The sequence below is a fragment of the Paenarthrobacter sp. NPDC089988 genome (genome assembly GCF_044748465.1).
Classification (GTDB): Bacteria; Actinomycetota; Actinomycetes; order Actinomycetales; family Micrococcaceae; genus Arthrobacter.
Genome location: NZ_JBIVGD010000018.1, coordinates 66,736 through 89,763, shown reverse-complemented (window position 1 = coordinate 89,763; position 23,028 = coordinate 66,736). Strand labels below are relative to the sequence as shown.

Genomic DNA, 23,028 nt, shown 5'->3' with positions numbered 1-23,028 from the left:
AACGAGAGAGCGGCCCGACCGGTGAGGGTCGGGCCGCTGTCTGCTGATGGCCGGTTAGGCGAGGGTGACTAGTCGCCCAGGCGGAGGCCGGTCTTGGTGTCGAACAGGTGCACGTGGCCGGACTGCGGACGGACGAAGATGGCCTCGCCCTTCATCGGAGGACGGCGACCGTCGACGCGGGCAACGATGTCGTGGCTCTTGCCATCGAGGGTGGTGTGGCCGTAGACGTAAGCGTCGGCACCGAGTTCTTCAACGACGTCGACTTCAACCTGCAGGCCTTCGCCCTGGCCGACCGTTTCGAGGTCCTCGGGGCGGGTACCAACCGTGACGGTCTTGCCCGAAGCGTCATCCAGGACGTCGTGCTTGACCGGGTAGACGGTGCCACCGAACTGGACGCCGCCGTCAACAACCGGCAGTTCCAGCAGGTTCATGGCGGGGGAGCCGATGAAGCCTGCAACGAAGACGTTCTGCGGGCGGTCGTAGAGGTTACGAGGGGTGTCGACCTGCTGGAGGAGGCCGTCCTTGAGGACTGCCACGCGGTCACCCATGGTCATGGCCTCAACCTGGTCGTGCGTCACGTAAACCGTGGTGACGCCGAGGCGGCGGGTCAAGGACGCGATCTGCGTACGGGTCTGGACGCGGAGCTTGGCGTCAAGGTTGGAGAGCGGCTCATCCATGAGGAAGACCTGCGGGTTACGGACGATTGCACGGCCCATGGCAACACGCTGGCGCTGACCACCGGAGAGTGCCTTCGGCTTGCGGTCCAGGTACTGCTCGAGGTCCAGGAGCTTGGCGGCTTCGCGGACACGTTCTGCGCGCTCTTCCTTGGAAACGCCTGCGATCTTGAGTGCGAAGCCCATGTTGTCCGCAACGGTCATGTGTGGGTAAAGAGCGTAGTTCTGGAAGACCATTGCGATGTCGCGGTCCTTCGGCGGAACATCCGTGACGTCGCGGTCGCCGATCAGAATGCGGCCGGCGTTGACGTCCTCGAGACCTGCGAGCATGCGCAGGGAGGTGGACTTACCGCAACCGGAGGGTCCAACGAGGACCAGGAATTCGCCATCGGCGATGTCGATGTTGAGCTTATCGACGGCGGGCTTATCTGTGCCCGGGTACAGACGCGTAGCGTTGTCAAAAGTAACTGTTGCCACAGTTATCAATCCCTTCACCGGCAGGTACGTGCCGGACGATCCGTAGTGAATGGTTCTTTTTGTTCAGTTGAAACTCCCCGGCCGGAGCCGAGGAGTCATACGCGGCGTCGCACGATAATGTGCGTCACGTCACAAGCAAGAGTATTACAGACACTTCGACCCTCTGTCGAATTTGTTGCAAAGATCACATGTTGTCTTCGTCACAAGCTATGCGCCGGAGGTCGCCCGCCGACGTTCACGGAGCAGAGCCTCCAGGAGCTCGGCCACGTGAACGGGAGCTTCCACGCGGAACGCGGCCTGGGTGAAGTCGAGTCCCACCTTGATGCCCACGTCGTCGCCAAGGAGCCGGCCCAGCGCGTCCTCGTCCGTCACATCGTCGCCAGCGAACAGGATGGCCGTAGCTCCCGTCGCTTGGCGCAGGAACTCCACTGCTTCGCCCTTGGAAGCATGGACCACCGACGTCTCCAGCACGCGCTTCCCGGTCTTCAGGAACACGCCCGGGCGGTCCTGCAACTCGATCCGGGCGGCCTCGACGGCGTCCTCCGCCACGTCATCATCGGCAAGCCTTGTGTGCAGCACAACGCCCGCGGGCTTGTCTTCCAGAAGTGTTCCCGGAGCGACATTGACGATTCCGGCCAACACTTCGCGCACCGAAGCCAGCCGTTCACGCTGCTCGTCGTCCAACTCCAAACCCAACGAACCTTCGCCCATCCAGACTTCAGCTCCGTGGCTGCCAATCAACAACGTGTTTGCCGGTGGAGAGGCGACCAGCCGCAAACTGTCCAGTGCGCGCCCCGAGATGAGTGCCGTCGTCGTCCGCGGCAGTACGGCGAGTTCTTCCAGGGCCGCAGCCGACCGCGGAAGGGGGCGGGCGTCCTCCGCGCGGTCGACGATCGGTGAGAGCGTGCCGTCGAAGTCCAGGGCCACCAAGAGGTGTTCCGTTCCGGCGATCCCACGGATGGCGTCCAACAACTCCGGTGACAGCGTCAGGGGCGTCTGTTCAGCTGTCATCGCGGACCACCTTTTCCTTAAGGGACTCGAGGAACTCGGCCGACCAATGGTCAACGTCGTGGTCAAGGATTTGCTTGCGCATCAACTTCATGCGGCGTCGGGCTTCCTTCGGGTCCAGGTTGATCGCGCGGAGAATGGACGATTTGAGGCCGTCGATGTCGTGCGGATTGATGAGGAGCGCCTGCTTCAACTGGTCCGCGGCGCCGGCGAACTCGCTCAACACCAGGGCGCCGTCGTCTCCGGAACGGGCTGTCACATACTCCTTGGCCACCAGGTTCATGCCGTCCCGCAGCGCGGTGACCAGCATGACGTCGGCCGCAAGGTACATCGCCACCATTTCCTCCACCGGATAGCTGTGGTGCAGGTAGCGCACCGCGGTGTTCTGGATGGTGTCATACGTTCCGTTGATCCGGCCGACGGTGCCCTCGATCTCCTCGCGCAGGAGCCGGTACTGCTCCACCCGTTCGCGGCTGGGACTGGCAACCTGGATGAGCGTGGCGTCCTCCACCTTGATGTGGCCATCGGCCAGGAGTTCCTCGAAGGCCTTCAAGCGGTGCCCGATGCCCTTGGTGTAGTCCAGCCGGTCGACGCCCAAGAGGATCGTCTTGGGATTGCCCAGGTCCTTGCGGATCTGCTTGGACCGCTCGATGATGTCCGGGCGGCTGGCCAGTTCGCGGATCTGGTCCACGTCAATGGAAATGGGGAAAGCCTGGGCGCGGGCGATGTGGGTGACCTGGCCGTCCGGACCCTTCACATGGATTTGCTGCTGCTTGACGCTCGCCCCCAGGAAGCGCCGTGCCGAACGCATGAAGTTGCCGGCATCGCTGGGACGCTGGAAGCCGAGGAGATCCGCGCCCAGCAAGCCGTCAATGATCTCGCGGCGCCACGGGAGCTGCGCGAAGATCTCCGGCGGCGGGAAAGGAATGTGGTTGAAGAATCCGACCTTCAGGTCCGGGCGGGCCGTGCGGAGCATCCGGGGAACCAGCTGGAGTTGGTAGTCCTGGACCCACACGGTGGCGCCGTCCGAGGCATGGCGGATGACGGCGTCGGCGAACTTCTTGTTGACCTGCCGGTACGAGTCCCACCAGGTTCGGTGGAACTCGGGCGGCGCAATCACGTCATGGTAGAGCGGCCAAATAGTCGCGTTGGAGAAGCCTTCGTAATAGAGCTCCACTTCGTGGCTGCTCAACTGGACCGGGACGAGGTCCATGGACTCATGGCTGAACGGACGCACCGTCTCATCCGGGGCGCCGTGCCAACCCACCCACGCGCCGTCGGACTTGGTCATCATCGGTGCGAGGGCAGTCACCAAGCCGCCGGGTGAACGGCGCCAGCCGTCGTCGGACCTGTCGACGGGCAGGCGGTTGGACACCACCATGAAATCGAACGTGGTAGCCGTCGGCTTATGGGTGGGTGAAGCCCGGACGCCTTCCTCGGTACTGAGTTTTTCGCTTGCCAAATCCTGCATTACTGCTCCCTGGGGTTGCTGTGACTCACATCCCAGCCTACCGGCGGAATCATCGCCGCCAGTTGATCGTTCAACAACCGGGTCATTGTGCTGGCGGCAAATCCTCAGGTTTGCTCCCGTAAACTGGCCCCGTTGCACTACGACGCCGAGTAACCACGAGGAACTGATGAGCCCCGCAAATGAACCGCGCCTGTCCAAGGCCGAGAAGACCGCCCAGGCCCGGGAACAAGCGCGCAAAATCCGCGAAGAACAGCTGAAGAAGGACAAGCGCAACAAGATGCTGGTCCTCTGGGGCATCGTGGTTGCGGTAGTGGCCATCCTCGTGGTCATCGCCCTGGTGGTAGTCAACAACATCCAGAACAATGCGCCGATTGCTGACAGCGGCCCTACGCCTGCCAACGGCAACGTGCACGGTGGCGTAACACTTCTGGCAAACAGCGAAGTGGTGAAGTCCGCAGCTGCAACAGTGAATGTCGCCGATGTTCCGTCGCCGGCCGCTTCCAAGCCCGCCACCGTGACGGCTCCCGGTGCTGAGGCCGAGGCCGGCAAGCCGGTGAAGGTAGTGGCCTACATCGACTTCATTTGCCCCGTCTGCAAGCGCTTCGAGACCACCTACGGCGAGTCCCTGACCAACTTGCGCAACGAAGGCAAGATCTCCCTCGAGTACCGCCCGCTCGGTTTCCTGGACCAGCAGTCCACCACCAACTACTCCTCGCGTGCTGCGAACGCCGCGGCCTGCGTAGTGAATTCTTCGCCTGAGAAGTACGCCGATTTCTTCAACCTCCTCTTCGAACGCCAGCCAGCCGAAGGCAGCGCCGGGATCTCGGACAAGGACCTCAAGTCCATGGCCACAGAAGTGGGTGCGGCCAACATCGACTCCTGCATCGACAGCAAGCAGTTCCGGCCCTATGTGAAGGTTGCCACGCAGGAAGCTGCGGCGATTGGCATCACCGGCACCCCGACTGTCTTCGTCGACGGCAAGCAGTGGGATGGGTCAACCGACCTGAACGCAGAGATCCAGACCGCGATTACCGCAAAGGGCTGATTTCCCGGTAAGTACGACGGCGGCCGGTTGCCTCTTTCTTGGAGGCGACCGGCCGCTGCTGTTTTCCCACCCGGCCCGAGGCCCTTGAATTTCGTGGTGGGGGACGGTCTGGGCTAACCTTGACTAGCGTTCTTCGCACGCCTCCTTAGCTCAGTTGGCCAGAGCACCTGTCTTGTAAACAGGGGGTCGCCGGTTCGAATCCGGCAGGGGGCTCCACTCACGTAGGATTGCTCCAGCCTTACCGCTTGGCTGGCACCGGGATGTGCTTCCGGATCAGCAGTGACAACTTTGCGGCAGACTGCAGCCCTTTGAATGCTCTAATGCGCCGTGCCTCGGCCTGTGCAACGATTTCATGAAGTGCAGCGGCGGCATCCTTCCGCGACCCGGTTGCCGCCAGTCGGTCTTCGCTGTAACCCCACTTGTTGAGGGCATCTTTGTGCTCGTGGACGATCTCCATCAGCGTGGAGATGTCGGCCAGGTCCTTGTCTGCTTTTCTCGATTTCCATGCGAGGGCTTTTAGTATCAGCGCTGCTTCAACGTCCGGTACGGGAACTGTGAACCGCAGGCTGCCGCCTTGGAATAACTGCACCGTCGCTTCCACGGTCAGATAACTGGTCGAACTCAGGGCGAATCCCAGCCCGGGAATGGCATCAAATCTGCGGCCGTTGAGGATTTCGGTCTTGCCGGTACCAGAGCGTGGCACCAACAGATCGATTTCAGTCTGCTGGTCGGCGTGACGCCGGATGTAGTGGTTGCCCTTCGCTTGCTCGTAGCCCTGGACGAGAAGCCGGTCATGCAGGGCCTGACCGGCGGCTGTGGCCCGCTGGATCCCCGCATCCGCATCGGCGGTGCTTCGTTGCATGGCTGCGTCAGTCGGGTAGACGTGCAAAAGCAACTGGACCATGTGCCCGCCCACAATGCGGTATTGGTCGTGATCCAAGCCAGCAGCCGCCTCGGCGATGTCAGCCAGCGCCCGGTAACCAAGATTTGCTGCGTTTGACATGGCGAGGACGCTGATGGTTTTCATCGCACAGCTTTCGTCAAGATGACCTTGCGGAGATGATCGGCTGCCTCATGGCTATCCACGGCGTCCCCGGCCGTGACATCCCGGAGCACGATTAATGGGTCGGCCAGGGGGATACCCTCAGGACGGTGCACGAGTGCTGCAGTGGCCCAGAGCGTGAAATCTTCGGGCACTGCGGTGACCAGGGTTGCTTCCTCCGGAGTTGAGGGGGCGAAGCCGGCGTCCGTGAAGTCCACCGCCTCGAGGAGATACACGATGGCGCTGTCCGGCAGCCGCCAGGGAGCATAAATGTCCGCTGCTGCGTCGCCGGAAACCAACGGAGAGGCGCCCAGCTCGGAGGCAAATTCGGCTGCCTTCTTGGCTTGCTCAGCCGTAGAGTCCAGTCCATACCAGTAGGACGTCACGCCACGTGGGCCCGGGTAATTGTCCAGCAATGATGCCACGATGGCGTCAACGTCATGGGCGTGCCAGCCCCACTGATCCCGGTCGACGAAGGACTCAAGGGTCTTCAGGTGCTTGTTGACGGCCGGTTGGCTGATGCGGGTCGCTGCTGCTAGTTCCTTCTGGTTTTGTGGCCCGTCGGCGAGGGCCAGGGCTCGCATCAGCGCCCAGCGACCCCACGGTGCGCGCCCGCGGGGTCGCTTTGGGGTCTCGGGGGTGTGACGTCGTTCCAGTCGCTGAACACCGCCGATGATGACTGACGCTGGTGCGATGGTAATTAGCTCAACTTCGTCCTGGAGGGCCGCTTCTGTAAGTCGCTCGGTTGGGCGGATAGTGACAATCAGCCTCCGAACCTCCCGTTCCAGGATGGCCTGCAGCTTGCTGGGCGTTGGGGGAGTGGACGCCAGCTGTACTTTCACTTCCCGGACGCTGCGGTCCGGGAGCGTCAGAGACAAGGCGTCGAGGCTGCCGCCCGTGATCCGAACGTCCGTTTCGCGCAAGAGCATCATCGCCTGCGAGAGGATCAGGTCCGTTTCCATGATGTTCATCCATGCCCTTGGTTGTGTTGTCAAATAACCATAACCGGAAAAACCTGACTTAGGTTATACGCGCGTGGACCGTCATTGAGTGTGGCGGAGGGTTTGCCTACCGGTCGATGCTTTTAACGCGCAGTTGCAGCAGCCCGGCAACAGTCACCCCGGCGGTGAGCGCGAGAGCAGCTGCCCACAAGATGAGACCAGGGAGGTCGTGGATGGCCATTTGGGGGAGCCGCCGCTCAGGCACTGCAACGACGCCGATGAAGGCGCCGACCAGCCCGAAGTAACTGCCCGTCATGAACCGCTGGTGCGCGCGGATGTTACGTTTGCCCACCGACCACAGGCCGATGGTCAGCGTGCAGAATGTCAGTACGGACAATGCGTGGAGCCAGTTGAACCCGCCGTCGATCGTCCGGATCCCGAACGAAGTCAGGACCACGACGTACATGGCCGCCGCCCAGATTCGGCCCAGGACCTTATGCGCCGCGCTGCCTTTGTTGCGGCGAAGCAGATTTACGGCGCCGAAGATCAAGGCGTAGCCCGCAGCGATGGCATGCAGGGCGATCAGGAAAGTCCACGGTGATGGCATAGCGCCAGCCTAGCGAGTGCTTGAGCCGAAAATGGCGGCGCCTCTTGATGAAACCGCGGGCGGGCCCTCATCTTGAGGTACACCAACACATGGCACAGCATTTTGTTGACTTGGCCGGCCTTGCTCGGGAGATCCAAGTGGGGGAGTGGACGACGATTCCGCACCCCAAGTCGGCAATGGGGGCGTGCTAGGTGCTGCGGTCACGAGCCCGGGAAGCAGTGCTCCGAATGTGCCTTCTGGTCGCTTCGAAACATTCGCGGGCCGTGCGTGCGGAACAATGGCGTGCCGACCTCAGAGACGGGCCGGAACACGGCATCTCAACCTCGTCTTTGTTGATAGGTGCCCTGAGCTCATCCGCGCGGGCCAGATTTGCAGACGTTGTACACCGCGCCGGTCTTCTGCTGTCGCGCCAGAAAAGGGGGAAAAACATGAAACCGGTTCTTGGATTGATCAGCGCAGTCGCCGTTGCGGCGATTGGATCTACGGTGGTGGGGCAAATGACACGGGCCGACGGTGAATCGGGAAAGGCCGGGCCATCATCGCTGGTGGATACGAGGGCTGGTGGAATGCAACGCCCGTCTCAGGATCTGCCGAGGGATTGCCGCGGGAGACCGTCGCAGTGAACACCCGCACTGGAAAGATCGTCGACGCCTTCAACCGGACGAGGAACGAGGCCGGCAAAGTGACGACGTTAGATGACGTGGACTACGCGGTGGTGCCGGACCCCGCATGGCCGGCAAACTCGGTGGTTATCATTGACACCGCATCCGGCAAGGTCATCGAGGACTTCCTGATGACCGAGGACGGGTCTCCCTTTGATGAGCAGGGGCGCCCGCTTGGCTCAAGCACGCACTGACGGGTACTCGGAGACGCCCGCAGGCTAGACTCAACCAAACATCACAAAGATATGGGGGATCTGGGATGGGTACATTCAAAGTTGGGGACAATTTGCCCACCGAGTTGTTGGGTATCAACGACGACGCTTGCCCGGCAGAGACAGAACACTTGGGCTTCACGGCATTCTGCAACCTGGACGCAGGCCATAAAGGCACCCACCTCGCCGGCAACTCCGAACTGGTAGTGGTTGCCGCCTGGGAATAGCGGGCAACTCTCAGCACTGCATGCAGCAGCCTGGTCCTACATACTGGCCATATGCGGGAAACAACGGTGTTGGTCGAAGGGGAGAGCGACAAGGTGGCCGTGGAGGTGCTGGCTGCCCGGCTGGGACATGACTTGGCTGCTGAAGGAGTAGAGGTGGTGTCCATGGGCGGCGCCACCAGCATTATCCACTTTCTCGACCAATATGGGCCCGCCGGTGCGAACCACCGCTTGCTGGGCTTGTGCGACGCCGGCGAGTCTCCCGGAATTGCCCGGGCACTCGGCCGGGTGGGTATTGGGCCAGGTTCCATGAATGAGTTGGGCTTCTTTGTTTGCCACGAGGACCTCGAGGACGAGCTGATCCGGGCACTGGGGACGGAGGGCGTGCTGGATGTCATTGACCAACAGGGCGAGCTTGCCTCGTTCCGGCTCCTGCAACGCCAGCCCTCGTTACGGGACCGACCGGTCGCGGCGCAGCTGAGGAGGTTCTTCGGCGGCCGCAGCGGCAACAAAATCCGGTATGCGGGTTTATTGGTTGAAGCATTGCCCGACGGCGAAGCGCCACTGCCGCTGCGGCTTCTCGTCGCGTCGTTCGCTTCCGGGCACTAGGCGGCACCCGACTGAACGGCGGCACCCAAGGAGGTGCCGCCGTCGAGCCTTAAGCCAGAACGCGCCTACACAGCGGGCTGGTGCTGGGTGATGCAGTGGATTCCGCCGCCCCGCGCGAAAATGGGGCGCGCGTCCACCACGACCACCTCGCGGCCGGGGTAGGCCTGCTCCAGGATCCTCTTGGCCTCGGCATCCGCGGGATCGTCGAAGCTGCAGGCGATGACGCCGCCGTTGACCACCAGGTGGTTGATGTAGCTGTAATCCACCCACCCTTCCTCGTCGCGCAGTATCTCAGGGGCGGGCACCTCGACGATGTCCCAGGAGCGCCCTGCGGCATCGTGCGTTCCGGCCAGCAGCGAAATGATGTCCGCCGTGATCTGGAAGTCCGGATGGTCGGGATTGCGCTGGGAGTGGACCAGCAACACGCCAGGGGAGGGGATGGCTGCGACGATATCCACGTGGCCGCGGGTTCCCAACGCCTCCGAGTCCCGGGTCAGGCCGCGCGGTAGCCAGATGACGTGGGTGGCACCTATGGTGCGGGCCAGTTCGGCCTCGACATCAGCCTTGCTCAGCTCCGGGTTCCGGTATTTGTCCAGCTGCACGGTCTCAGTGACCAAGACCGTGCCCAGTCCGTCCACCTGTATTCCGCCGCCCTCGTTCACCAAGGTACTGTCCACCAGGCCTGCGCCGGCCAGCCGCACTACTTCGGCCCCGACGGCGGAGTCCTTGCCCCACGTGGCCCAATCCTGCTGGCCCCACCCGTTGAAGACCCAATCCACGCCACCTAGCCGGCCGCCGTCGTCAATCACGAAAGTCGGCCCGATGTCCCGCATCCAGGCGTCATCAAGGGGCGCCGCCACCAAGTCGATATCAGCGGACAGGTAGCGGCGTGCCACCTCCATGTCCGGCGTATCGACGAGCATGGTGACCGGTTCGAACCGCAACACGGCGTGGGCCACCGCAGCCCAAGCCGTCCGTGCCTCGTGGGTTTCCTGGTCCGTGTGCCCGATCGAAGAGCGTTCAGGCGGGAACGCCATCCAAACGCGCTCCTGTGGAGCCGTCTCGCTGGGCATGCGCCAGGTCATGGCCGTGCCGCGTTCTGCGCACCGGTCTCGGCGCCGTACGGGCGTTCGACGTCCACTTCCCGCGTGAGTTCCGCATAGGTGTCAGGCCTGCGTGTGGTCAGGAAGGGGAACAGGTCCAGCCAATCCTTGCGCTGGTCGAGGTCCAGATCGGCAATGAGCACAGCCTCCGTGTCCCGCGGTGCCTGTACCAGGACCCGCCCGTAGGGGTCCGAAATGAACGAGGACCCGTAGAACGTGATGTCCCCCTCGTCGCCTGTGCGGTTGGGGACCACCATGAAGGTGCCGTTGGTGATGCCGTGGCCGGTGATCACATGCTGCCACAGCGGTTGGTGGTCAAAGCCCGGGAACGTCGGCTCGGAACCGATGGCGGTGGGGTACACCAGGATCTCGGCGCCGGCAAGGGAATAGAGCCGCGCAACTTCGGGGAACCATTCGTCCCAGCAGGTAGGAAGCCCGACGGCGGCATTGTCCAGTTCCGATGGACGGTACACCGGGTAGGCGTCCTCGGCGGGTCCGGCCCGGAAGTAGGTGTCCTCGTAGTAGCCGGCGCTGATGGGGATGTGCGTCTTGCGTGTCCGCGCGAGCAGCTCACCGGTGGGGGAGACGAGGATGGCGGTGTTGAAGCCCAGCCCGTCGTCGCCGTCGGCGCGTTCGTAGAGGGAGGCGTGGACAGTGACGCCATGTTTGCTGGCCGCACCAGCCGCGAAATCGAACGTTGGGCCGGTGAGGAGGTCCTCGGCGTCCTGCGCTGGGTTTGCTCCCGCGCGGACGTTGGCCGGGTACTTGGAGAGTGTCAGCTCCGGCAGGAAAACGGACGTGGCGCCCGCTGCGGCTGCCTTGCCGATTGCCTCGGTCAACACTGACCGGACTTCGGCGGCGTCGTCCCGCCAGCGGTGCTGGACAAGCGCGACGCGGAGGGGCTGGCGGCTGGTTTCGCGGCTTCGGGCGAACGACTCTGGGGGCGTGGTGTTGCTGATGATGTCCATGGTGGATCGTCCTGACTGGACCTAGGGGTCCTTGTCTCGGGGGTTTCTTGAGGAACCCGGTACGTGGTTGTGGTGCTTGGGGTTGTTCATGAGCCAAGGTCCTTTACGGGAACCTTGGGCAGGGGAGCAGTCAGCGAGTCGATGGCGCCGGAAACCAGGGAACGTGCGTGTTCCGTGGTGATGAAGCCGCTGAGCCAGCGTCCCGAGATCCCCTCCACCAGGCTGGTGAGGATTTCTGCCGTGACGGCTGCTTCCTGGTTGCTGGTGCCTGGGTGGACGGCCTGGATGGCCCCGGCGATCTCGCGGTTCCATTCGGACGTAGTGCGGGAGAGGGGCTCGGTCAGTTCAGGTTCGAAGATGGAACAGGCCCGGAGTTCGTTCCACGCCACCGAGTTGCGGCGGACGTCGGCGTCGTCCTTGATTTCGTCCAGGAGGAGATGCCTGAGGTGCTTGCCGCTGTCCTGGCTGGCCTTCGCCGACGGTGCGTCGTCCTTGCTGACCTGCTTGTTGATGTGCTCGAGGGTAGCGGCGAGCAGGCCGGCCCTGTCCGTGAAGTGGTAGTACAGCAGCCCGGAGGAGACGCCGGCTTCCTTGGCAACATCGTTGACTCGCAGTCCCCGCACGCCGCTCCTGGCAATGCAGGTGGTAGCGGCGGTGAGGATCTTGGCTAGTTTGTCAGTCATGGTTTGACAGTAATACGTGCTCACCCCGCTCCGTTGCCGTGCCCTCTTGGACAGCCGGGGCCTCGGGCCAGAGGCGCAAGGCTGCCAGGTATCCCAGCGATCCGATCACCGTGGATCCCACGAAACTCAGGTCCACGCCACCTCCCAAGTGGGAGAGGGGACCGGTGTAGAGGGAGGTGTCCGTGGCGAGGAGGCCAAACACAGAGCCGAGAGCCCACGGAATGACTGCCCTCAGGTTCCAGCCCCTGGTGAACCAATAGCGTCCTGACGGACCGTTCGCCCGGAACAATTGGAGGTCTGCGGGACTGTACTTTCCCTTTCGGGCAACAAGGAACCCGAGAACGTTGATAGCCACCCAGGGACCGGCGAAGCCGTTGAGCACCAGTGTCATCGCCGTGATGGAGTCGACGGCGTTGAACACGAAGACGCCGAGGTAAAGAAGCCCGACGGCGGCTGCCGAGGTGATGAGCGTGGTGTGGATCCTGCGGAGCCGTGGAAAGAGGGCTTCAAGGTCGAGGCCACTCGCGTAGAGATTCAGGACTCCTTGGCCCAGCCCGCCCGCCAATGCAATGACCAGGATGGGCAGCAGGTACCAAATGGGGGAAGCTTGCACCAGATCCGCGACGTACGAGCCGCCCAGTTCAGGAATGGCGGAGGCGGTGAAAGCGCCGAAGAGCGCTGTGACAAACAGACCCAGGAATACTCCCGAGCAGGTTGCGGCGAGGACGGCGCGATCCGAGTGGGCTTTGCGGGATATCCGCCGGCTGTAATCACCCAAAGTGGGCGCATAGGACAGCGGACCGCCAATGGAAATCACCACGGACAGAATCCACGTGGGCCAGAAGTCGCCCAGGAGGTAGTCGCCATGCACGGTTGTGGGGCTGAACGTGGGGGCGAAGGCCACGACCCCTGCAATGAGGAGAAGCCCGACCACCGGCGCTACGAATTTCTGCATGGCGACCACCGTTCCGTGGCCGAAGAGTGCTACCAGCACGATCTCGACGGAGATGATCGCGTAACCGATGGCAAGCGTTGTGCTGTCGAGGGGTATGCCCAGGAGCCGTTGGGCAGCTGCCACGAGCGCGTCCCCGGAGGTCCAAACGGCAATGGCTGCATAGGCCAGGGCGAAGAGGAGGGTCAGTCCGGAACCGATCAACCTTCCCCGCGTGCCGAAGTGTGCGGCGCTGGAAACGGTGTTGTTGGTGCCGGTCCGGGGGCCGAGGAGTGCCATGGGGGCAATGAGGATGGTTCCGATGAGAAGCCCGGTGAGACTAGCTGTTGCGGCACCCAGAAAATCGAGCCCGAAGGTTATGGGAAGCCAGCCGAAAACGATGACCGAGAAAGCAAAGTTTCCGCCGAAGAAGACGGAGAACAGATTACGTGGGCGGGAAGTGCGTTGTTCGTCGGGGATGTACTCGATGCCGACTGATTCGATGCGGCCGAAGCTGTCCTTGGGAGAGGACTCGGCAGCGACGGGATCCGCGTCTTTGCGGAAGCGCGTGCTGAACATGTCAGAGCCTTTCGTGAACTACATCACGTTGATGCGGTGTATCCACTATAGATTCTGACTGAAATTTCAGTCAAGAGTGTCTAAGGTGCTCAAGTTTGAAGGGGAGTGGCGGCAATCATGAATACGTCGCACCCACTGACGCCTTGCGCCACGTTTCTCACGGGTGCGCAGGGCGGGAGTGGGTGCGCTGGGTGGGCTTTTGTGGTGCCCGGGGCGGGAGTGGGTGCGCTGGGTGGGTTCTCGTGGGGCGGGAGTGGATGCGCAGGGCGGGAGTGGGTGCGCTGGGTGGGTTCCCGCAGGGCGGGAGTGTGTGCGCCCGTGGGCCTCATGCTCAGGTGCGCAGGGCGGGAGTGGGGGTGCTGGGTGGGCTTTGGTGGTGCGTGGGGCGGGAGTGGGTGCGCCCTCGGGCCTCATGATTAGGCGCGGGCTTCCTTTGTTGGCTTGGTGGGGCGCTTTCGGATTTCGCGGAGAACGATTTGTTCCGGGCAAACCGTCGAGAGGAAGTCGCCGACCGAGAGTGCGAGGCGCTCGCCGACCAGCGAGTAGAGGATGCGGTTGGCATCCCGGCGCTCGGTAACGAGGCCGGCTTGGCGCAGCACACTGAGGTGGCGGGAGATGGTGGGGCCGGTTGCGTTGAAGCGGGAGGCGATCTCCCCGGCGGCCAGTTCGCCATCCTTGAGATCCTGCAGGATTTGCCGCCTGGTGGGGTGCGCCAAGGCGGCAAAGATATCGGACGCTGCATCTGCCATGTTTGCAATATAGCACATTAGCTATATACAGTTTAGCTTCATTGCTAATAAGCGAAGGAGTGAAAGCATGCGGATAGCTGTTACGGGCGGGACCGGATTCGTGGGACGTCATTTGGTCGAGCGTCTGGCCAGTCCCGATACCGTGGTTGTTTCACGGAGAACCGGCGTGGCCGTCGATGACGTGGAGGCCCTGGCTGCGGCGTTCGAGGGGGTTGATGCCGTGGCGCACTGTGCGGGCATCAACCGCGAAATCGGGCGTCAAAGCTTTGAGAAGGTGCATGTGGACGGCACTAAGGCAGTGCTCGAGGCAGCACAGCGCGCCGGTGTGAAGCGGATCGTTATGCTCAGCTTCCTACGGGCCAGACCGGACTGCGGTTCCGGCTATCACGAAACGAAGTGGGCGGCCGAGGAACTGGTCCGCGCGTCCGGACTGGACTACACGATCATCAAGGCGGGCATGATCTACGGGCAGGGAGATCACATGGTTGATCATGTCACCAAGGCGGTGCGGACCTGGCCAATCTTCGCGACCGTGGGTTTCCGTGAGCGGACGGTCAGGCCGGTGCCGGTACAGGAGGCGGTGACTGTTCTGATCGCGGCCCTCCAGGGTCGGCTGCCGGACGCCACGGTAGCTTTGCTGGGCGGCGAAGAACTCAAGCTGGGGACTGCCATGCGACGGATTGCCAGGGTTGCAGGTCGTCGACCATTGTTCGTGCCGGTACCCGTGTGGACCATCCGGGCCTTGGCACAGCTCACGGAATGGCTGATGGTTGTTCCCCTCGTGGCCAAGGCGCAAGCCCGGATGCTCGACGAAGGAGTGAGTGAGCCCGCGCCCTACGCCTCCGAGATTCCGCAGGACCTCAAGCCGAAGCTCCCGTTTACCGAAGTCAGCATCAGGGCTGCCCTCCCGGAAGGGAAGTTCGGGCTCAGTGATCTGCGCCTTGCGAGCTGGTGGAACGCGAAGGGGCGGGGAGCGCTCCGCGAACAACTCACGCTGGTTCCTGGATCCGCGTGGCTTTCCGCCCACGCTGCCGCAGGGCCAGCATCGGAAACAGCAGCACTGAAAGCATCCCGGCGCCCACCAAGGCCGACGCTATGCCGTTGGGGATGATCCCCGTATCCTGCCCAATCCCGGTCACGGCCACGATGATGGGCAATCCGGTTGCGCCGAACAGGGCAACAGCCCGTTTCTCCGCAAAGGTGGAGCCCTTGGGTGCGGCGAGCATGGACGGCAGGCCGCGGATGACGAGGAGAAGCAAGAGGAGAAGGGGAACCAGGGCAAGAGCCAGCGGGCTGGCAGTCAGGGCGCCGAGATCGAAATCGATGCCGGTGTCAATGAAGAAGATCGGTACCAGGAAACCGAAGGCGATGGCGTCGACTTTGGCCTCGATGACTAGGCGGTCCTGCTCCGGCGCGCGGGCGATGACCACCTTCCAGAGGATGCCTGCCGCGAACGCACCCAGCAGCATGTCCAGTCCAAGGGTCATGCTCAGGACCACCAGTACGGTCAGGATGAACATGATGGAGCGCACGGCAAATTGACTGCTGGTGTGCAGGGTCCGGGTCACTTGGGCGTGCAGGAACCGGTGCCTTGAGCGGGATGCGAGGAAGACGGCCAAGCCGGTGAGGACCACGAAACCGAGCAGCACGCCAGTGGCCGGCCCCAGTTGCTTGCCGCTGAGGAAGAGTGAGATTGCCACCAGCGGACCAAATTCCCCGATTGCTCCGAGGGCGGTCACCGCGATGCCAGCGGGCGTGCGGGACTGGCCTGCGTCCCGAAGGATCGGCAGCAGCGTTCCAAGCGCGGTTGAGCAGAGTGCGACGCCGATAATCACTGCTGCTTCCACGCTCGGTCCCAGCAGTAGGCCGGCCCCTATGCCTGCGGCCAGGGAGATCAGCCAGCCGAGTCCGGCGCGAGACGCCGGCCGGCCGCGGATCGGGGCAAAGTCGATTTCGTTGCCCGCGACGAAGAACAGCATGGCCAGTCCAAAATCGGCCAGCGTGTCGGTGAATTGAACAGATTGGACCCAGCCGAGCACGCTGGGACCCAGGAGGATGCCCAGCACAATCTCGAACACTACCAGCGGAACCTTCACCACCCGGTCCAGTGAACGGACGGCCAGTGGTGCGGCGACAGCGAGCAAGGCAATGACCACCAGTGACGTTGATAAGCCTTGCATCAGCGGTACCTCCACCGCATTGAAGGAAGAGTAATCCAAAGCTACAGCCACGGCTCGCGAGGACGCCATAAAACCCGGGCGCCTTAAAGGACACCGCACGACGACGGGACTCACCGCTGGTGGTGAGTCCCGTCGTCGTACGTCTTGCTATGGCGTGGGGCTGCCGCCGTTCACATTCAGCGTTTCCCCAACCACATAGCTGGATTCCGGCGATGCGAGGAAGACGTACGCCGGTGCCAGCTCGGCCGGTTGCCCGGCCCTGCCCAGGGGTGTGTCCTTACCGAACTCCGGCAAGGCTTCCTTCGGCTGGCCGCTGCTGACCTGGAGTGGGGTCCAAATGGGCCCGGGAGCCACGGCGTTCACCCGGATTCCCTTCGGTGCGAGTTGCTGGGCCAGGCCCTTGGTGAAGTTGTTGATGCTGGCCTTGGTAGTGGCGTAATCCACCAACGTTGGCGAGGGGTTGTAGGCCTGGATGGACGTGGTGTTGATGATCGTGGAACCTGCCGGCAGGTGGGGGAGGGCAGCCTTGGTCAGCCAGAACATGGCGTAGACGTTGGTCTTAATGGTGTGGTCGAACTGCTCGTCAGTGATTTCTTCCAGTTCTTCCTGTGCCACTTGCTTGCCGGCGTTGTTGACCAGGATGTCGATCCCGCCCAGGGAATCCACTGCGGTGTCCACAACGTTGCGGCAGGCTTCGGCGTCTTTGAGGTCGCCGGGAACCTTGACGGCCTTGCGGCCTGCGGCTTCGATGATGCGGGCAATGCGGTCGGCGTCTTCTTCTTCCTGGGGCAGGTAGGAAAGGACGACGTCGGCACCCTCACGGGCGAACGCGATGGCAGTTGCTGCACCGATGCCTGAGTCTGCTCCCGTGACGATGGCCTTGCGGCCCTCCAAACGCCCGGTTCCGCGGTACGTGTCCTCGCCAAGATCCGCTTTCGGGGTCAGCTCCGCATCCAGGCCTGGCTCTGGCTGGTGCTGCTTGGGTGGGGAAATGTGCTCGTAGGCAGTGACCGGGTTTCGGAACGTGTACTGATCGGTCATGGTGATCCTCCTGGAGAGTAGGCGTGGAACACTGGCGGTTTCGCATGCTCATTAGTAAGTAAGCTTACTGTTTTAGCCTAGGCATGATGGTTTGGAGTCGCAAGTGAGGCGTGGTCCGGGCGGTGCCTGCAGTCGGATAAGATAGCCGCGGACAGGTGGTTGTACCGGTAGGCATCCCTCGCTTCCAGCGTCGCCTACGGAAACCTTCGGACCCTGTCTTCGCATCTTTATTGGGGGACTCTTGAGCTCTGTACTCCGCCGTACCCGGCGCCGCGTTTCTGCTGCCATTCTTGCCGCCGGAGTTGGCGCCTCGCTCCTCTTCGCAGCTCCGGCGCAGGCTTACGACGCTCCTGTCTTCGACGTACCGGATGCCTCGCAGGAGCCCTTGCCCTACATTGGCCGGGCTGCTGATGCGGCCGATGTCCTGGAACTCTGGACCAGCGGCGGGCCGGCCACGCGGAAGGCTGCAGGCGTGGCGCTGACGGCTGGCACCGGTGCCGTGCAGGCCTTCATCGACGGCGGACAGGACGGGCCGCTGGCAACTGACCGGAAGCAACTGGTGACCGAATTGTCGCAGAGCGGCACGGAGCACGTGCGTTCGTCCGCCTCGAAGATGCTGGCCACGGGCGATCCCGCAAAGATTGACGCTTTCCTGGCCACAGGGTGGGAGCGCGCCTGGCAGGCGGACTTGCGGATAACGGCCACGAACTTCCTCGACTACGGAGTGGCGAGCGTGCAGCAGGCTGCCCGCACCAGCCTGGACACGTCCGAGGACGCTGTGGAGGAATTCGTGCTCAACGGCTGGAAAAAGGTCGCGGCCACCAACGACCGCGTGGAAGTCACTTGGTTGACGGATTCCTCTTCGCCCAGCGTCACCCTCGGAGCGCAGGCGGCCCTCGATACTTATGAGCCGGCTGCGCTGGCGGATTTCCTGCGCTACGGCCAGCATGTGGCCGCCGACCGCGATGCGGAGGCAGCCTCTGTGGCGAAGGTTCTGGAGCAGGTCAAGGCCGACGTTTCAGGCAACCCAACTGGAACCGCAGCTGTGGCTGACAGGGCGGAAGCCGCCGTCGGGCAGGCCACAACCATCGCTGCCGCCGCGAGGACCGAAGACCAGACGAGGCTGGGGGCGGACAGGACAGTTCTCGTCTCCCAGGCCAACAAAAGGGCTGTGTTGGAGGGCGTTGTCCTCGCCCGGCAAAAACCGGCGCGTGAGGCGTTTGCCAATGCTGCGAAAGAGCTCCCTGGGCTGTTGAAGGCGCTGGCCGGAGCGGACCTGGACCAGAACATCGCCAAGTCCCGTCAAGCGACGTTGTACGTCTCCCTGGTTGAAACTCCGACGGTACAGAAGGCGGCCACGGATGCCTTGGTGGGCGGTGACCAAGCGGTCAAGACGTTCATTGCTGCCGGGCTGGATGACGCCAGGGCGGCCGGCGGCTCGGAGTTCGAGTCCGACCGCCAGCGCACCTACCACGCCATCGGCACCGGCGGCCCCACCGTCCAAAAGGCTGCGAAGGTGGCGCTGGAAACCGGCAGCCACCCGGATGTCCGCTACTTCCTGGAGTACGGATGGGCTCAAGCCGCAGAGCTGGACAACTCCATTTTCGCGTACAAGAGCATTGCTAACGGTGGCCTGGAAGAGCGCACTGCCGCGGACGTGGCCTTGAGTGGCAGCCGGGAAGATCAGCAGGCCTTCGCAACTGCGGGACAATCCACCGCCGCCAATCGTGATGCGGCTACTGCCGCGCACATTGGGCGCGTCGACTCCATGATTGCGGAGCTGACGGCCCTCGCCAACAAGGCAAGGCTCGACGCCGGTGTTGCGGCTGAAGCGGCGAGGGCGGCTGAGGCCGCCAAGGCTGCTGAAGCGGCGCGTGAAGCAGAAGCCGCACGCGCAGCAGAAGCCGCCCGGGCCGCGGAAGCGGCGCGCCAGCCGGCCGGCACGTCTGCGAATGCGCCGTTCTTCGACGCCTCGCGTGGATCCGCCCCGATCGTCATGCCGTGGCCCCAGGTGGGTTCCTCCGCAGTTCCGCTCGGCGATCCGGGCGCACAGCCGCCGGCGGATGACTCGGCCAACCCCTTGCCCACCATCACCGTCCCGTCGCCGCAGGCAGCCTCGGAAGAATCGGCGCTTGCCGGGGTTCCCTCTGCAGAGCAGGCCGCGCAGTCCACCAGCACTGCTTTGGGCGGATGGACCATTGGACTGATCGTCGGTTTGGTCCTCGCCGCAGCGGCCGCCATCACAGCGCTGCTTCGCAGGAAGGCGCCGGCCGCCAAAGTTCCGGCAAAGAAGGCGTAGCCCCGCTGTTCGGACAAGCCCCAATTCCCGATCGTGAGCATGGTGGGGATAGGGTGGATTCTCGGCTGAAGCAAGCGGCCACAGTCACAACTGTGCGGAGCTGCTTCAATGCCGGACTACTCATATCTGATCGACGCCGCCGCCTCGGTGTTCAGCCTTCCCGAACTCCGGGACGGGCAACTCGATGCCATGGGCGCGCTCACCGACGGTCGTGATGTCCTGGCCGTCATGCCCACCGGCTATGGCAAGTCAGCCACCTACCAAGTGGCGGCGTGGTACCTCCACCTACGCAAGGGCAAGAACAAGACTGCACGTCCCGCCGTCGTGGTTTCTCCCCTCATTGCGCTGCAAGAGGACCAACGGGAGGCGCTGACTGAGCAACTGGGTGATGGTGCTGCCGTGGCCATCAATTCGTCCCGCAGTGACTCTGACGTCGAGGCTGCGTGGGACGCCGTTGAATCCGGGCGGGCGGCGTTCCTCTTCCTGGCCCCCGAACAACTGGCTAAACCGGACACTGTGGACAGGCTTGGCAAGCTGGACCTCTCTGTTTTCGTGGTGGATGAAGCCCATTGCGTATCGTCTTGGGGCCATGATTTCCGACCCGACTACCTGGAACTCGGCAGCGTCCGGGAGCGGCTGGGGAACCCTCCTGTGGCAGCACTTACAGCCACGGCATCGCCACCGGTTCGGGACGAGATCGTGCAACGGCTCAACATGCGGGACCCCCTGGTCCTGGTTCGAGGCTTCGACCGGCCGAACATCAGCCTGGACGTCGTCCGTCACCAGGACGACAAAGCCAAGCGGTCGGCTCTCCTGGAGCAGGTTGCCAGGCTGGCGGGGGCGGGGGAGAAGGGGCTGCTCTATGCGGCCAGGCGCAAGGACACTGAGAAGTACGCCGCAAGGTTGGCGGACGCCGGCGTGAGTGCCGAGGCCTACCACGCTGGCCGCTCAGCTTCCGACCGCGAACGCATCCACGAGCAATTCCTGGCGGATGAACTGGATGTTGTCGTCGCAACGACGGCCTTCGGAATGGGCATCGACAAGCCCAACGTGCGGTTTGTGGTGCATGCGGACATTCCCGAATCGCTGGACGCCTACTACCAGGAGATTGGCCGCAGTGGCCGGGACGGTGGGCCAGCAAAAGCCGTGCTGCACTACCGCGCCGAGGATCTTGGACTGCGGAAGTTCTTCGGCACCCACGCGCCGGACGAGGAGGCGCTGCTGGCTGTACTGAAGGTCGTGAAGCACGCCGGCGGGGCCGCGCCTAAGACGGCCATCGCCGAGTTGACCGGTTTGAACGCCCGCCGTGTTACGGCGTTGGTGAACCAGCTGGAGGAATCCAAGGCAGTGCGGGTCGGGAGGCGCGGTGTCAGGCTTGTTTCGAAGGCCAAGCTTCCCGCAGTGGTGAACCACGCTGTTGAGCTCGCTGAGGCGAGGCAGCGCGTCGACGAATCCCGCCTCACCATGATGCGCGCGTATGCGGAGACCGATGGGTGCCGCAGGCAGCTCCTCCTGGGGTACTTCGGCGAGGAACTCCCGGAACCGTGCGGGAATTGCGACGCTTGCGCGGAGGCGGCCCGGCGCGCCGAAGCGCCGCTCGCTGATTCAGGAGCGCACGACGGCGGTGGGTCACCTTCGGATGGTCCCTTCCCGCTGCAGTCCTCGGTGGTTCACAAAGAATGGGGTCCAGGGCTTGTCATGCGCTATGAGGATGACGTCATCACCGTGCTGTTCGAACGCGAGGGCTATAAGACCCTTTCCCGCTCGGCTGTTGTGGAGAATGAACTCCTGAAACCGGCTTAGGTATTCAATTCGAGCATCAATGCAGGGAGTTGGTCGGCGAGTTCGCGTGCGAGGTATCCGAGGGGACCAAGCTTGCTTGCCAAGCGGTCCGCGGCAGCTGCATGAAGGTGCGTTCCCCAGCAGGCTGCCTGGGCATGGCTGGTTCCGCGTGCGCGAAGGCCGGCAATCGCTCCGGCCAGCACATCGCCGCTGCCGGAGGTACCCAATCCGCCATATCCCGTGGTGATCTTCCATAGTTCGGAGTCGTCCTGTTTGACGCCTCGGGGAGCTGCAATGAAACCCTGGCAGCTGACCACCGCGTCGAACCTCCGCGCCACGTCGGCTACGTCCTCCTGCAAGTCTTTGGCGTCGCGGCCGAGCAGGATTCCTGCCTCCGTGGGATTGGGAGTGAGGATCAGCCTGCCGCGCCACGGATCCAGTCGGTCCTCGAGCTTGGTAACCGAGGCCAGCGCGTAAGCGTCCAGTACGACGGCGGGACCGCCGCCCGGGCGCTCCGCACCGGCTGATTCCTCCCGGTCAAGGAGGGCGGCCAGCAGTTGCTCCGTCAGCCCAAGGTTGTCCAGGCCGGGCCCGACCAGGATGGCGTCCGATCGGTCCAGGTACGAGGAAATTCGGTCAAGTCCTTCGCCTGTCATGGAGCCCTCGCCATTTTCCGGCAAACCCACCGCCCCGCACTCCGGCAAAGCAACCCCCAGCTGGACGGCCACCGATTCGGGAACCGCCAAGGTCAATTTGCCGGCACCGGCCCGGAGGGCAGCGATCCCCGCGAGCAAAGCAGCCCCCGGCGTCGAACGCGAACCGCCTATCACCAGCACCGCGCCGCGCGAATACTTGTCTTCGCCTGGCGCCGGCAGCGGCCAGTCACGCAGCAGTGACGGCGTGACGGGTATGGGAGTTTCACTGTGGATGGACACTGGCATCCCCGGCATGCTCGGTTACGGTGACTCCCTGCTCCGTGAGGTGGTCCGCCACGTTAACGCTCTCCAAGGTCCACGGGCCGGCGCCTGACGGCCGGACGTACCTTGTGATGGAGGCGTTCAGCACCGAGGTGGTTGACGCCAGGTCCAGGATCTCCTCCTCGGACATCCCTTCCAACACGTAGCGAACCAGCAGGATCACGGCGTCGTGGCACACCAGCATGACGCGGCGTCCACTGTTCAGGGTGCTGAGTTCAGCGAGCACGGAACGCAGCCTCAGCGCTACATCAGCCCAGGACTCGCCCCCGGGCGGCCGGTAGTACAGCTTCCCCAACCACAGCCTGCGCTCCGCTTCCTCGGGGAACCGCGCCCGGACACCACGGCTGGTCAGCCGGTCCAGGATGCCCAATTCGCGATCCCGAAGCCGCTCGTCAGTGAGGATGTTTGCTTGCCAGCCTGCCGCCTCGCAGGCTATGTCCGCGGTTTGCCTGGCCCTTGCATAGGGTGAGGACACCACTGCGTCCGGCCGGGACTCTTCCGGTATTTTTGCCAAGGCGGTCCCGAGTGCCTTGGCCTGCTCCTGCCCGGTGCCCGAGAGGTTCACGTCCGCGTCGCGAGCAGGGACATCGATGACCTCCCGGCCGGCTTCGCGGGCCTCGGTGGCGGCCACGTTGCCCTCGCTCTCGCCGTGCCTGATCAGCAGCAGCTCCACGGCGCCCGCTTCCTGCACCGCATCTGTCAGTCCGTCGTCGTTCATCCGGCACCACCCCGTCTGTTTGCTTGGCCGAAAGCAGAAACCTATT

At 63.6% G+C, this 23,028-nt stretch carries 21 protein-coding genes, 1 tRNA gene and 1 pseudogene; 8 read left to right on the top strand and 15 right to left on the bottom strand.

Features of this window, described 5'->3' with window-relative positions; all coding sequences use genetic code 11:
* Positions 1 to 68: 68 nt before the first annotated feature.
* The 3 genes from ACIPV6_RS19070 to ACIPV6_RS19060 all read right to left on the bottom strand — a co-directional run bounded on the left by ACIPV6_RS19070 (position 69) and on the right by ACIPV6_RS19060 (position 3,630).
* Complete coding sequence (locus ACIPV6_RS19070; RefSeq protein WP_400272387.1) at positions 69 to 1,151, bottom strand: ABC transporter ATP-binding protein; 1,083 nt, start codon at positions 1,149 to 1,151, stop codon at positions 69 to 71.
* Between the two features lie 207 nt (positions 1,152 to 1,358).
* Positions 1,359 to 2,162: a trehalose-phosphatase gene (gene otsB, locus ACIPV6_RS19065; protein ID WP_400272386.1), complete on the bottom strand. Its 804-nt coding sequence runs from the start codon at positions 2,160 to 2,162 to the stop codon at positions 1,359 to 1,361.
* Positions 2,152 to 3,630: a trehalose-6-phosphate synthase gene (locus ACIPV6_RS19060; protein ID WP_400272385.1), complete on the bottom strand. Its 1,479-nt coding sequence runs from the start codon at positions 3,628 to 3,630 to the stop codon at positions 2,152 to 2,154. Before ACIPV6_RS19060 ends, otsB begins: the two co-directional genes overlap by 11 nt.
* Positions 3,631 to 3,796: 166 nt before the next feature.
* On the opposite strand from ACIPV6_RS19060, the gene ACIPV6_RS19055 reads away from it, so the two are divergent.
* Positions 3,797 to 4,675 (top strand): DsbA family protein, encoded by an 879-nt coding sequence (locus ACIPV6_RS19055; RefSeq protein WP_400272384.1) that lies wholly within the window; start codon positions 3,797 to 3,799, stop codon positions 4,673 to 4,675.
* A 139-nt stretch (positions 4,676 to 4,814) separates the two neighbouring features.
* Positions 4,815 to 4,891, top strand: a tRNA-Thr gene (locus tag ACIPV6_RS19050).
* A gap of 22 nt (positions 4,892 to 4,913) precedes the next feature.
* Here the strand turns inward: ACIPV6_RS19050 and ACIPV6_RS19045 are convergent.
* The 3 genes from ACIPV6_RS19045 to ACIPV6_RS19035 form a co-directional block, all read right to left on the bottom strand.
* On the bottom strand, positions 4,914 to 5,678 hold the full coding sequence (locus tag ACIPV6_RS19045; RefSeq protein WP_400272383.1) for a hypothetical protein: 765 nt from the start codon (positions 5,676 to 5,678) through the stop codon (positions 4,914 to 4,916).
* Between the two features lie 20 nt (positions 5,679 to 5,698).
* Complete coding sequence (locus ACIPV6_RS19040; protein WP_400272382.1) at positions 5,699 to 6,688, bottom strand: ArsR family transcriptional regulator; 990 nt, start codon at positions 6,686 to 6,688, stop codon at positions 5,699 to 5,701.
* 97 nt (positions 6,689 to 6,785) lie between these two features.
* On the bottom strand, positions 6,786 to 7,265 hold the full coding sequence (locus ACIPV6_RS19035; protein ID WP_400272381.1) for a DUF2306 domain-containing protein: 480 nt from the start codon (positions 7,263 to 7,265) through the stop codon (positions 6,786 to 6,788).
* Between the two features lie 619 nt (positions 7,266 to 7,884).
* Here ACIPV6_RS19035 and ACIPV6_RS19030 point away from each other — a divergent pair.
* From ACIPV6_RS19030 to ACIPV6_RS19020, 3 genes are all read left to right on the top strand, one after another.
* The gene (locus ACIPV6_RS19030; RefSeq protein ID WP_400272380.1) at positions 7,885 to 8,121 is read left to right on the top strand and encodes a hypothetical protein; all 237 of its coding nucleotides are present in this window, start codon (positions 7,885 to 7,887) and stop codon (positions 8,119 to 8,121) included.
* A gap of 65 nt (positions 8,122 to 8,186) precedes the next feature.
* Complete coding sequence (locus ACIPV6_RS19025; protein WP_400272379.1) at positions 8,187 to 8,366, top strand: hypothetical protein; 180 nt, start codon at positions 8,187 to 8,189, stop codon at positions 8,364 to 8,366.
* Positions 8,367 to 8,417: 51 nt separating this feature from the next.
* Positions 8,418 to 8,972 (top strand): TOPRIM nucleotidyl transferase/hydrolase domain-containing protein, encoded by a 555-nt coding sequence (locus tag ACIPV6_RS19020; RefSeq protein WP_400272378.1) that lies wholly within the window; start codon positions 8,418 to 8,420, stop codon positions 8,970 to 8,972.
* Between the two features lie 65 nt (positions 8,973 to 9,037).
* Here ACIPV6_RS19020 and ACIPV6_RS19015 read toward each other — a convergent pair whose 3' ends face one another.
* The 5 genes from ACIPV6_RS19015 to ACIPV6_RS18995 form a co-directional block, all read right to left on the bottom strand.
* Entirely contained in the window at positions 9,038 to 10,057 is a 1,020-nt protein-coding gene (locus ACIPV6_RS19015; protein ID WP_400272377.1) for an agmatine/peptidylarginine deiminase, read from the bottom strand.
* Positions 10,054 to 11,043, bottom strand: coding sequence for a nitrilase-related carbon-nitrogen hydrolase (locus ACIPV6_RS19010; protein WP_400272376.1), 990 nt, complete (start codon positions 11,041 to 11,043; stop codon positions 10,054 to 10,056). The genes ACIPV6_RS19015 and ACIPV6_RS19010 overlap by 4 nt, the downstream gene beginning before the upstream one ends.
* 86 nt (positions 11,044 to 11,129) lie before the next feature.
* Positions 11,130 to 11,726: a TetR/AcrR family transcriptional regulator gene (locus ACIPV6_RS19005; RefSeq protein WP_400272375.1), complete on the bottom strand. Its 597-nt coding sequence runs from the start codon at positions 11,724 to 11,726 to the stop codon at positions 11,130 to 11,132.
* The gene (locus ACIPV6_RS19000) at positions 11,719 to 13,236 is read right to left on the bottom strand and encodes a purine-cytosine permease family protein (RefSeq protein ID WP_400272374.1); all 1,518 of its coding nucleotides are present in this window, start codon (positions 13,234 to 13,236) and stop codon (positions 11,719 to 11,721) included. The genes ACIPV6_RS19005 and ACIPV6_RS19000 overlap by 8 nt, the downstream gene beginning before the upstream one ends.
* 416 nt (positions 13,237 to 13,652) lie before the next feature.
* A complete protein-coding gene (locus ACIPV6_RS18995) occupies positions 13,653 to 13,985 on the bottom strand; it encodes a metalloregulator ArsR/SmtB family transcription factor (RefSeq protein WP_400272373.1) in 333 nt (110 codons plus the stop codon).
* A 67-nt stretch (positions 13,986 to 14,052) separates the two neighbouring features.
* On the opposite strand from ACIPV6_RS18995, the pseudogene ACIPV6_RS18990 reads away from it, so the two are divergent.
* Positions 14,053 to 14,478 (top strand): annotated as a pseudogene (locus tag ACIPV6_RS18990) (SDR family oxidoreductase); the annotation flags it as partial.
* 496 nt (positions 14,479 to 14,974) lie between these two features.
* Here ACIPV6_RS18990 and ACIPV6_RS18985 read toward each other — a convergent pair.
* The gene (locus tag ACIPV6_RS18985; RefSeq protein ID WP_400272372.1) at positions 14,975 to 16,234 is read right to left on the bottom strand and encodes a cation:proton antiporter; all 1,260 of its coding nucleotides are present in this window, start codon (positions 16,232 to 16,234) and stop codon (positions 14,975 to 14,977) included.
* A 78-nt stretch (positions 16,235 to 16,312) separates the two neighbouring features.
* Complete coding sequence (locus ACIPV6_RS18980) at positions 16,313 to 17,206, bottom strand: glucose 1-dehydrogenase (protein ID WP_400272371.1); 894 nt, start codon at positions 17,204 to 17,206, stop codon at positions 16,313 to 16,315.
* A 241-nt stretch (positions 17,207 to 17,447) separates the two neighbouring features.
* Here ACIPV6_RS18980 and ACIPV6_RS18975 point away from each other — a divergent pair, with 241 nt between their 5' ends.
* Both ACIPV6_RS18975 and ACIPV6_RS18970 read left to right on the top strand, forming a co-directional pair.
* Entirely contained in the window at positions 17,448 to 19,505 is a 2,058-nt protein-coding gene (locus ACIPV6_RS18975; protein WP_400272370.1) for an ALF repeat-containing protein, read from the top strand.
* Between the two features lie 108 nt (positions 19,506 to 19,613).
* Positions 19,614 to 21,308, top strand: coding sequence for a RecQ family ATP-dependent DNA helicase (locus ACIPV6_RS18970; protein WP_400272369.1), 1,695 nt, complete (start codon positions 19,614 to 19,616; stop codon positions 21,306 to 21,308).
* On the opposite strand, the gene ACIPV6_RS18965 is transcribed toward ACIPV6_RS18970, so the two are convergent.
* Entirely contained in the window at positions 21,305 to 22,228 is a 924-nt protein-coding gene (locus ACIPV6_RS18965; RefSeq protein ID WP_400272368.1) for an NAD(P)H-hydrate dehydratase, read from the bottom strand. The genes ACIPV6_RS18970 and ACIPV6_RS18965 overlap by 4 nt on opposite strands.
* Positions 22,206 to 22,982, bottom strand: a complete 777-nt coding sequence (locus ACIPV6_RS18960) for a histidine phosphatase family protein (protein WP_400272367.1) — start codon at positions 22,980 to 22,982, stop codon at positions 22,206 to 22,208. Before ACIPV6_RS18960 ends, ACIPV6_RS18965 begins: the two co-directional genes overlap by 23 nt.
* Positions 22,983 to 23,028 lie beyond the last annotated feature (46 nt).

Excerpts from the sequence above, each read along its gene's own strand:
- ACIPV6_RS19055 (WP_400272384.1), top strand. The coding sequence starts at position 3,797 with ATGAGCCCCGCAAATGAACCGCGCCTGTCCAAGGCCGAGAAGACCGCC.
- ACIPV6_RS19060 (WP_400272385.1), bottom strand. The coding sequence starts at position 3,630 with ATGCAGGATTTGGCAAGCGAAAAACTCAGTACCGAGGAAGGCGTCCGG.
- ACIPV6_RS18985 (WP_400272372.1), bottom strand. The coding sequence starts at position 16,234 with ATGGCGTCCTCGCGAGCCGTGGCTGTAGCTTTGGATTACTCTTCCTTC.
- ACIPV6_RS18970 (WP_400272369.1), top strand. The coding sequence starts at position 19,614 with ATGCCGGACTACTCATATCTGATCGACGCCGCCGCCTCGGTGTTCAGC.
- ACIPV6_RS18960 (WP_400272367.1), bottom strand. The coding sequence starts at position 22,982 with ATGAACGACGACGGACTGACAGATGCGGTGCAGGAAGCGGGCGCCGTG.
- otsB (WP_400272386.1), bottom strand. The coding sequence starts at position 2,162 with ATGACAGCTGAACAGACGCCCCTGACGCTGTCACCGGAGTTGTTGGAC.
- ACIPV6_RS19015 (WP_400272377.1), bottom strand. The coding sequence starts at position 10,057 with ATGACCTGGCGCATGCCCAGCGAGACGGCTCCACAGGAGCGCGTTTGG.
- ACIPV6_RS19045 (WP_400272383.1), bottom strand. The coding sequence starts at position 5,678 with ATGTCAAACGCAGCAAATCTTGGTTACCGGGCGCTGGCTGACATCGCC.
- ACIPV6_RS19005 (WP_400272375.1), bottom strand. The coding sequence starts at position 11,726 with ATGACTGACAAACTAGCCAAGATCCTCACCGCCGCTACCACCTGCATT.
- ACIPV6_RS19040 (WP_400272382.1), bottom strand. The coding sequence starts at position 6,688 with ATGAACATCATGGAAACGGACCTGATCCTCTCGCAGGCGATGATGCTC.
- ACIPV6_RS19020 (WP_400272378.1), top strand. The coding sequence starts at position 8,418 with ATGCGGGAAACAACGGTGTTGGTCGAAGGGGAGAGCGACAAGGTGGCC.
- ACIPV6_RS18965 (WP_400272368.1), bottom strand. The coding sequence starts at position 22,228 with ATGCCAGTGTCCATCCACAGTGAAACTCCCATACCCGTCACGCCGTCA.
- ACIPV6_RS18980 (WP_400272371.1), bottom strand. The coding sequence starts at position 17,206 with ATGACCGATCAGTACACGTTCCGAAACCCGGTCACTGCCTACGAGCAC.
- ACIPV6_RS18995 (WP_400272373.1), bottom strand. The coding sequence starts at position 13,985 with ATGGCAGATGCAGCGTCCGATATCTTTGCCGCCTTGGCGCACCCCACC.
- ACIPV6_RS19010 (WP_400272376.1), bottom strand. The coding sequence starts at position 11,043 with ATGGACATCATCAGCAACACCACGCCCCCAGAGTCGTTCGCCCGAAGC.
- ACIPV6_RS19025 (WP_400272379.1), top strand. The coding sequence starts at position 8,187 with ATGGGTACATTCAAAGTTGGGGACAATTTGCCCACCGAGTTGTTGGGT.
- ACIPV6_RS19035 (WP_400272381.1), bottom strand. The coding sequence starts at position 7,265 with ATGCCATCACCGTGGACTTTCCTGATCGCCCTGCATGCCATCGCTGCG.
- ACIPV6_RS19000 (WP_400272374.1), bottom strand. The coding sequence starts at position 13,236 with ATGTTCAGCACGCGCTTCCGCAAAGACGCGGATCCCGTCGCTGCCGAG.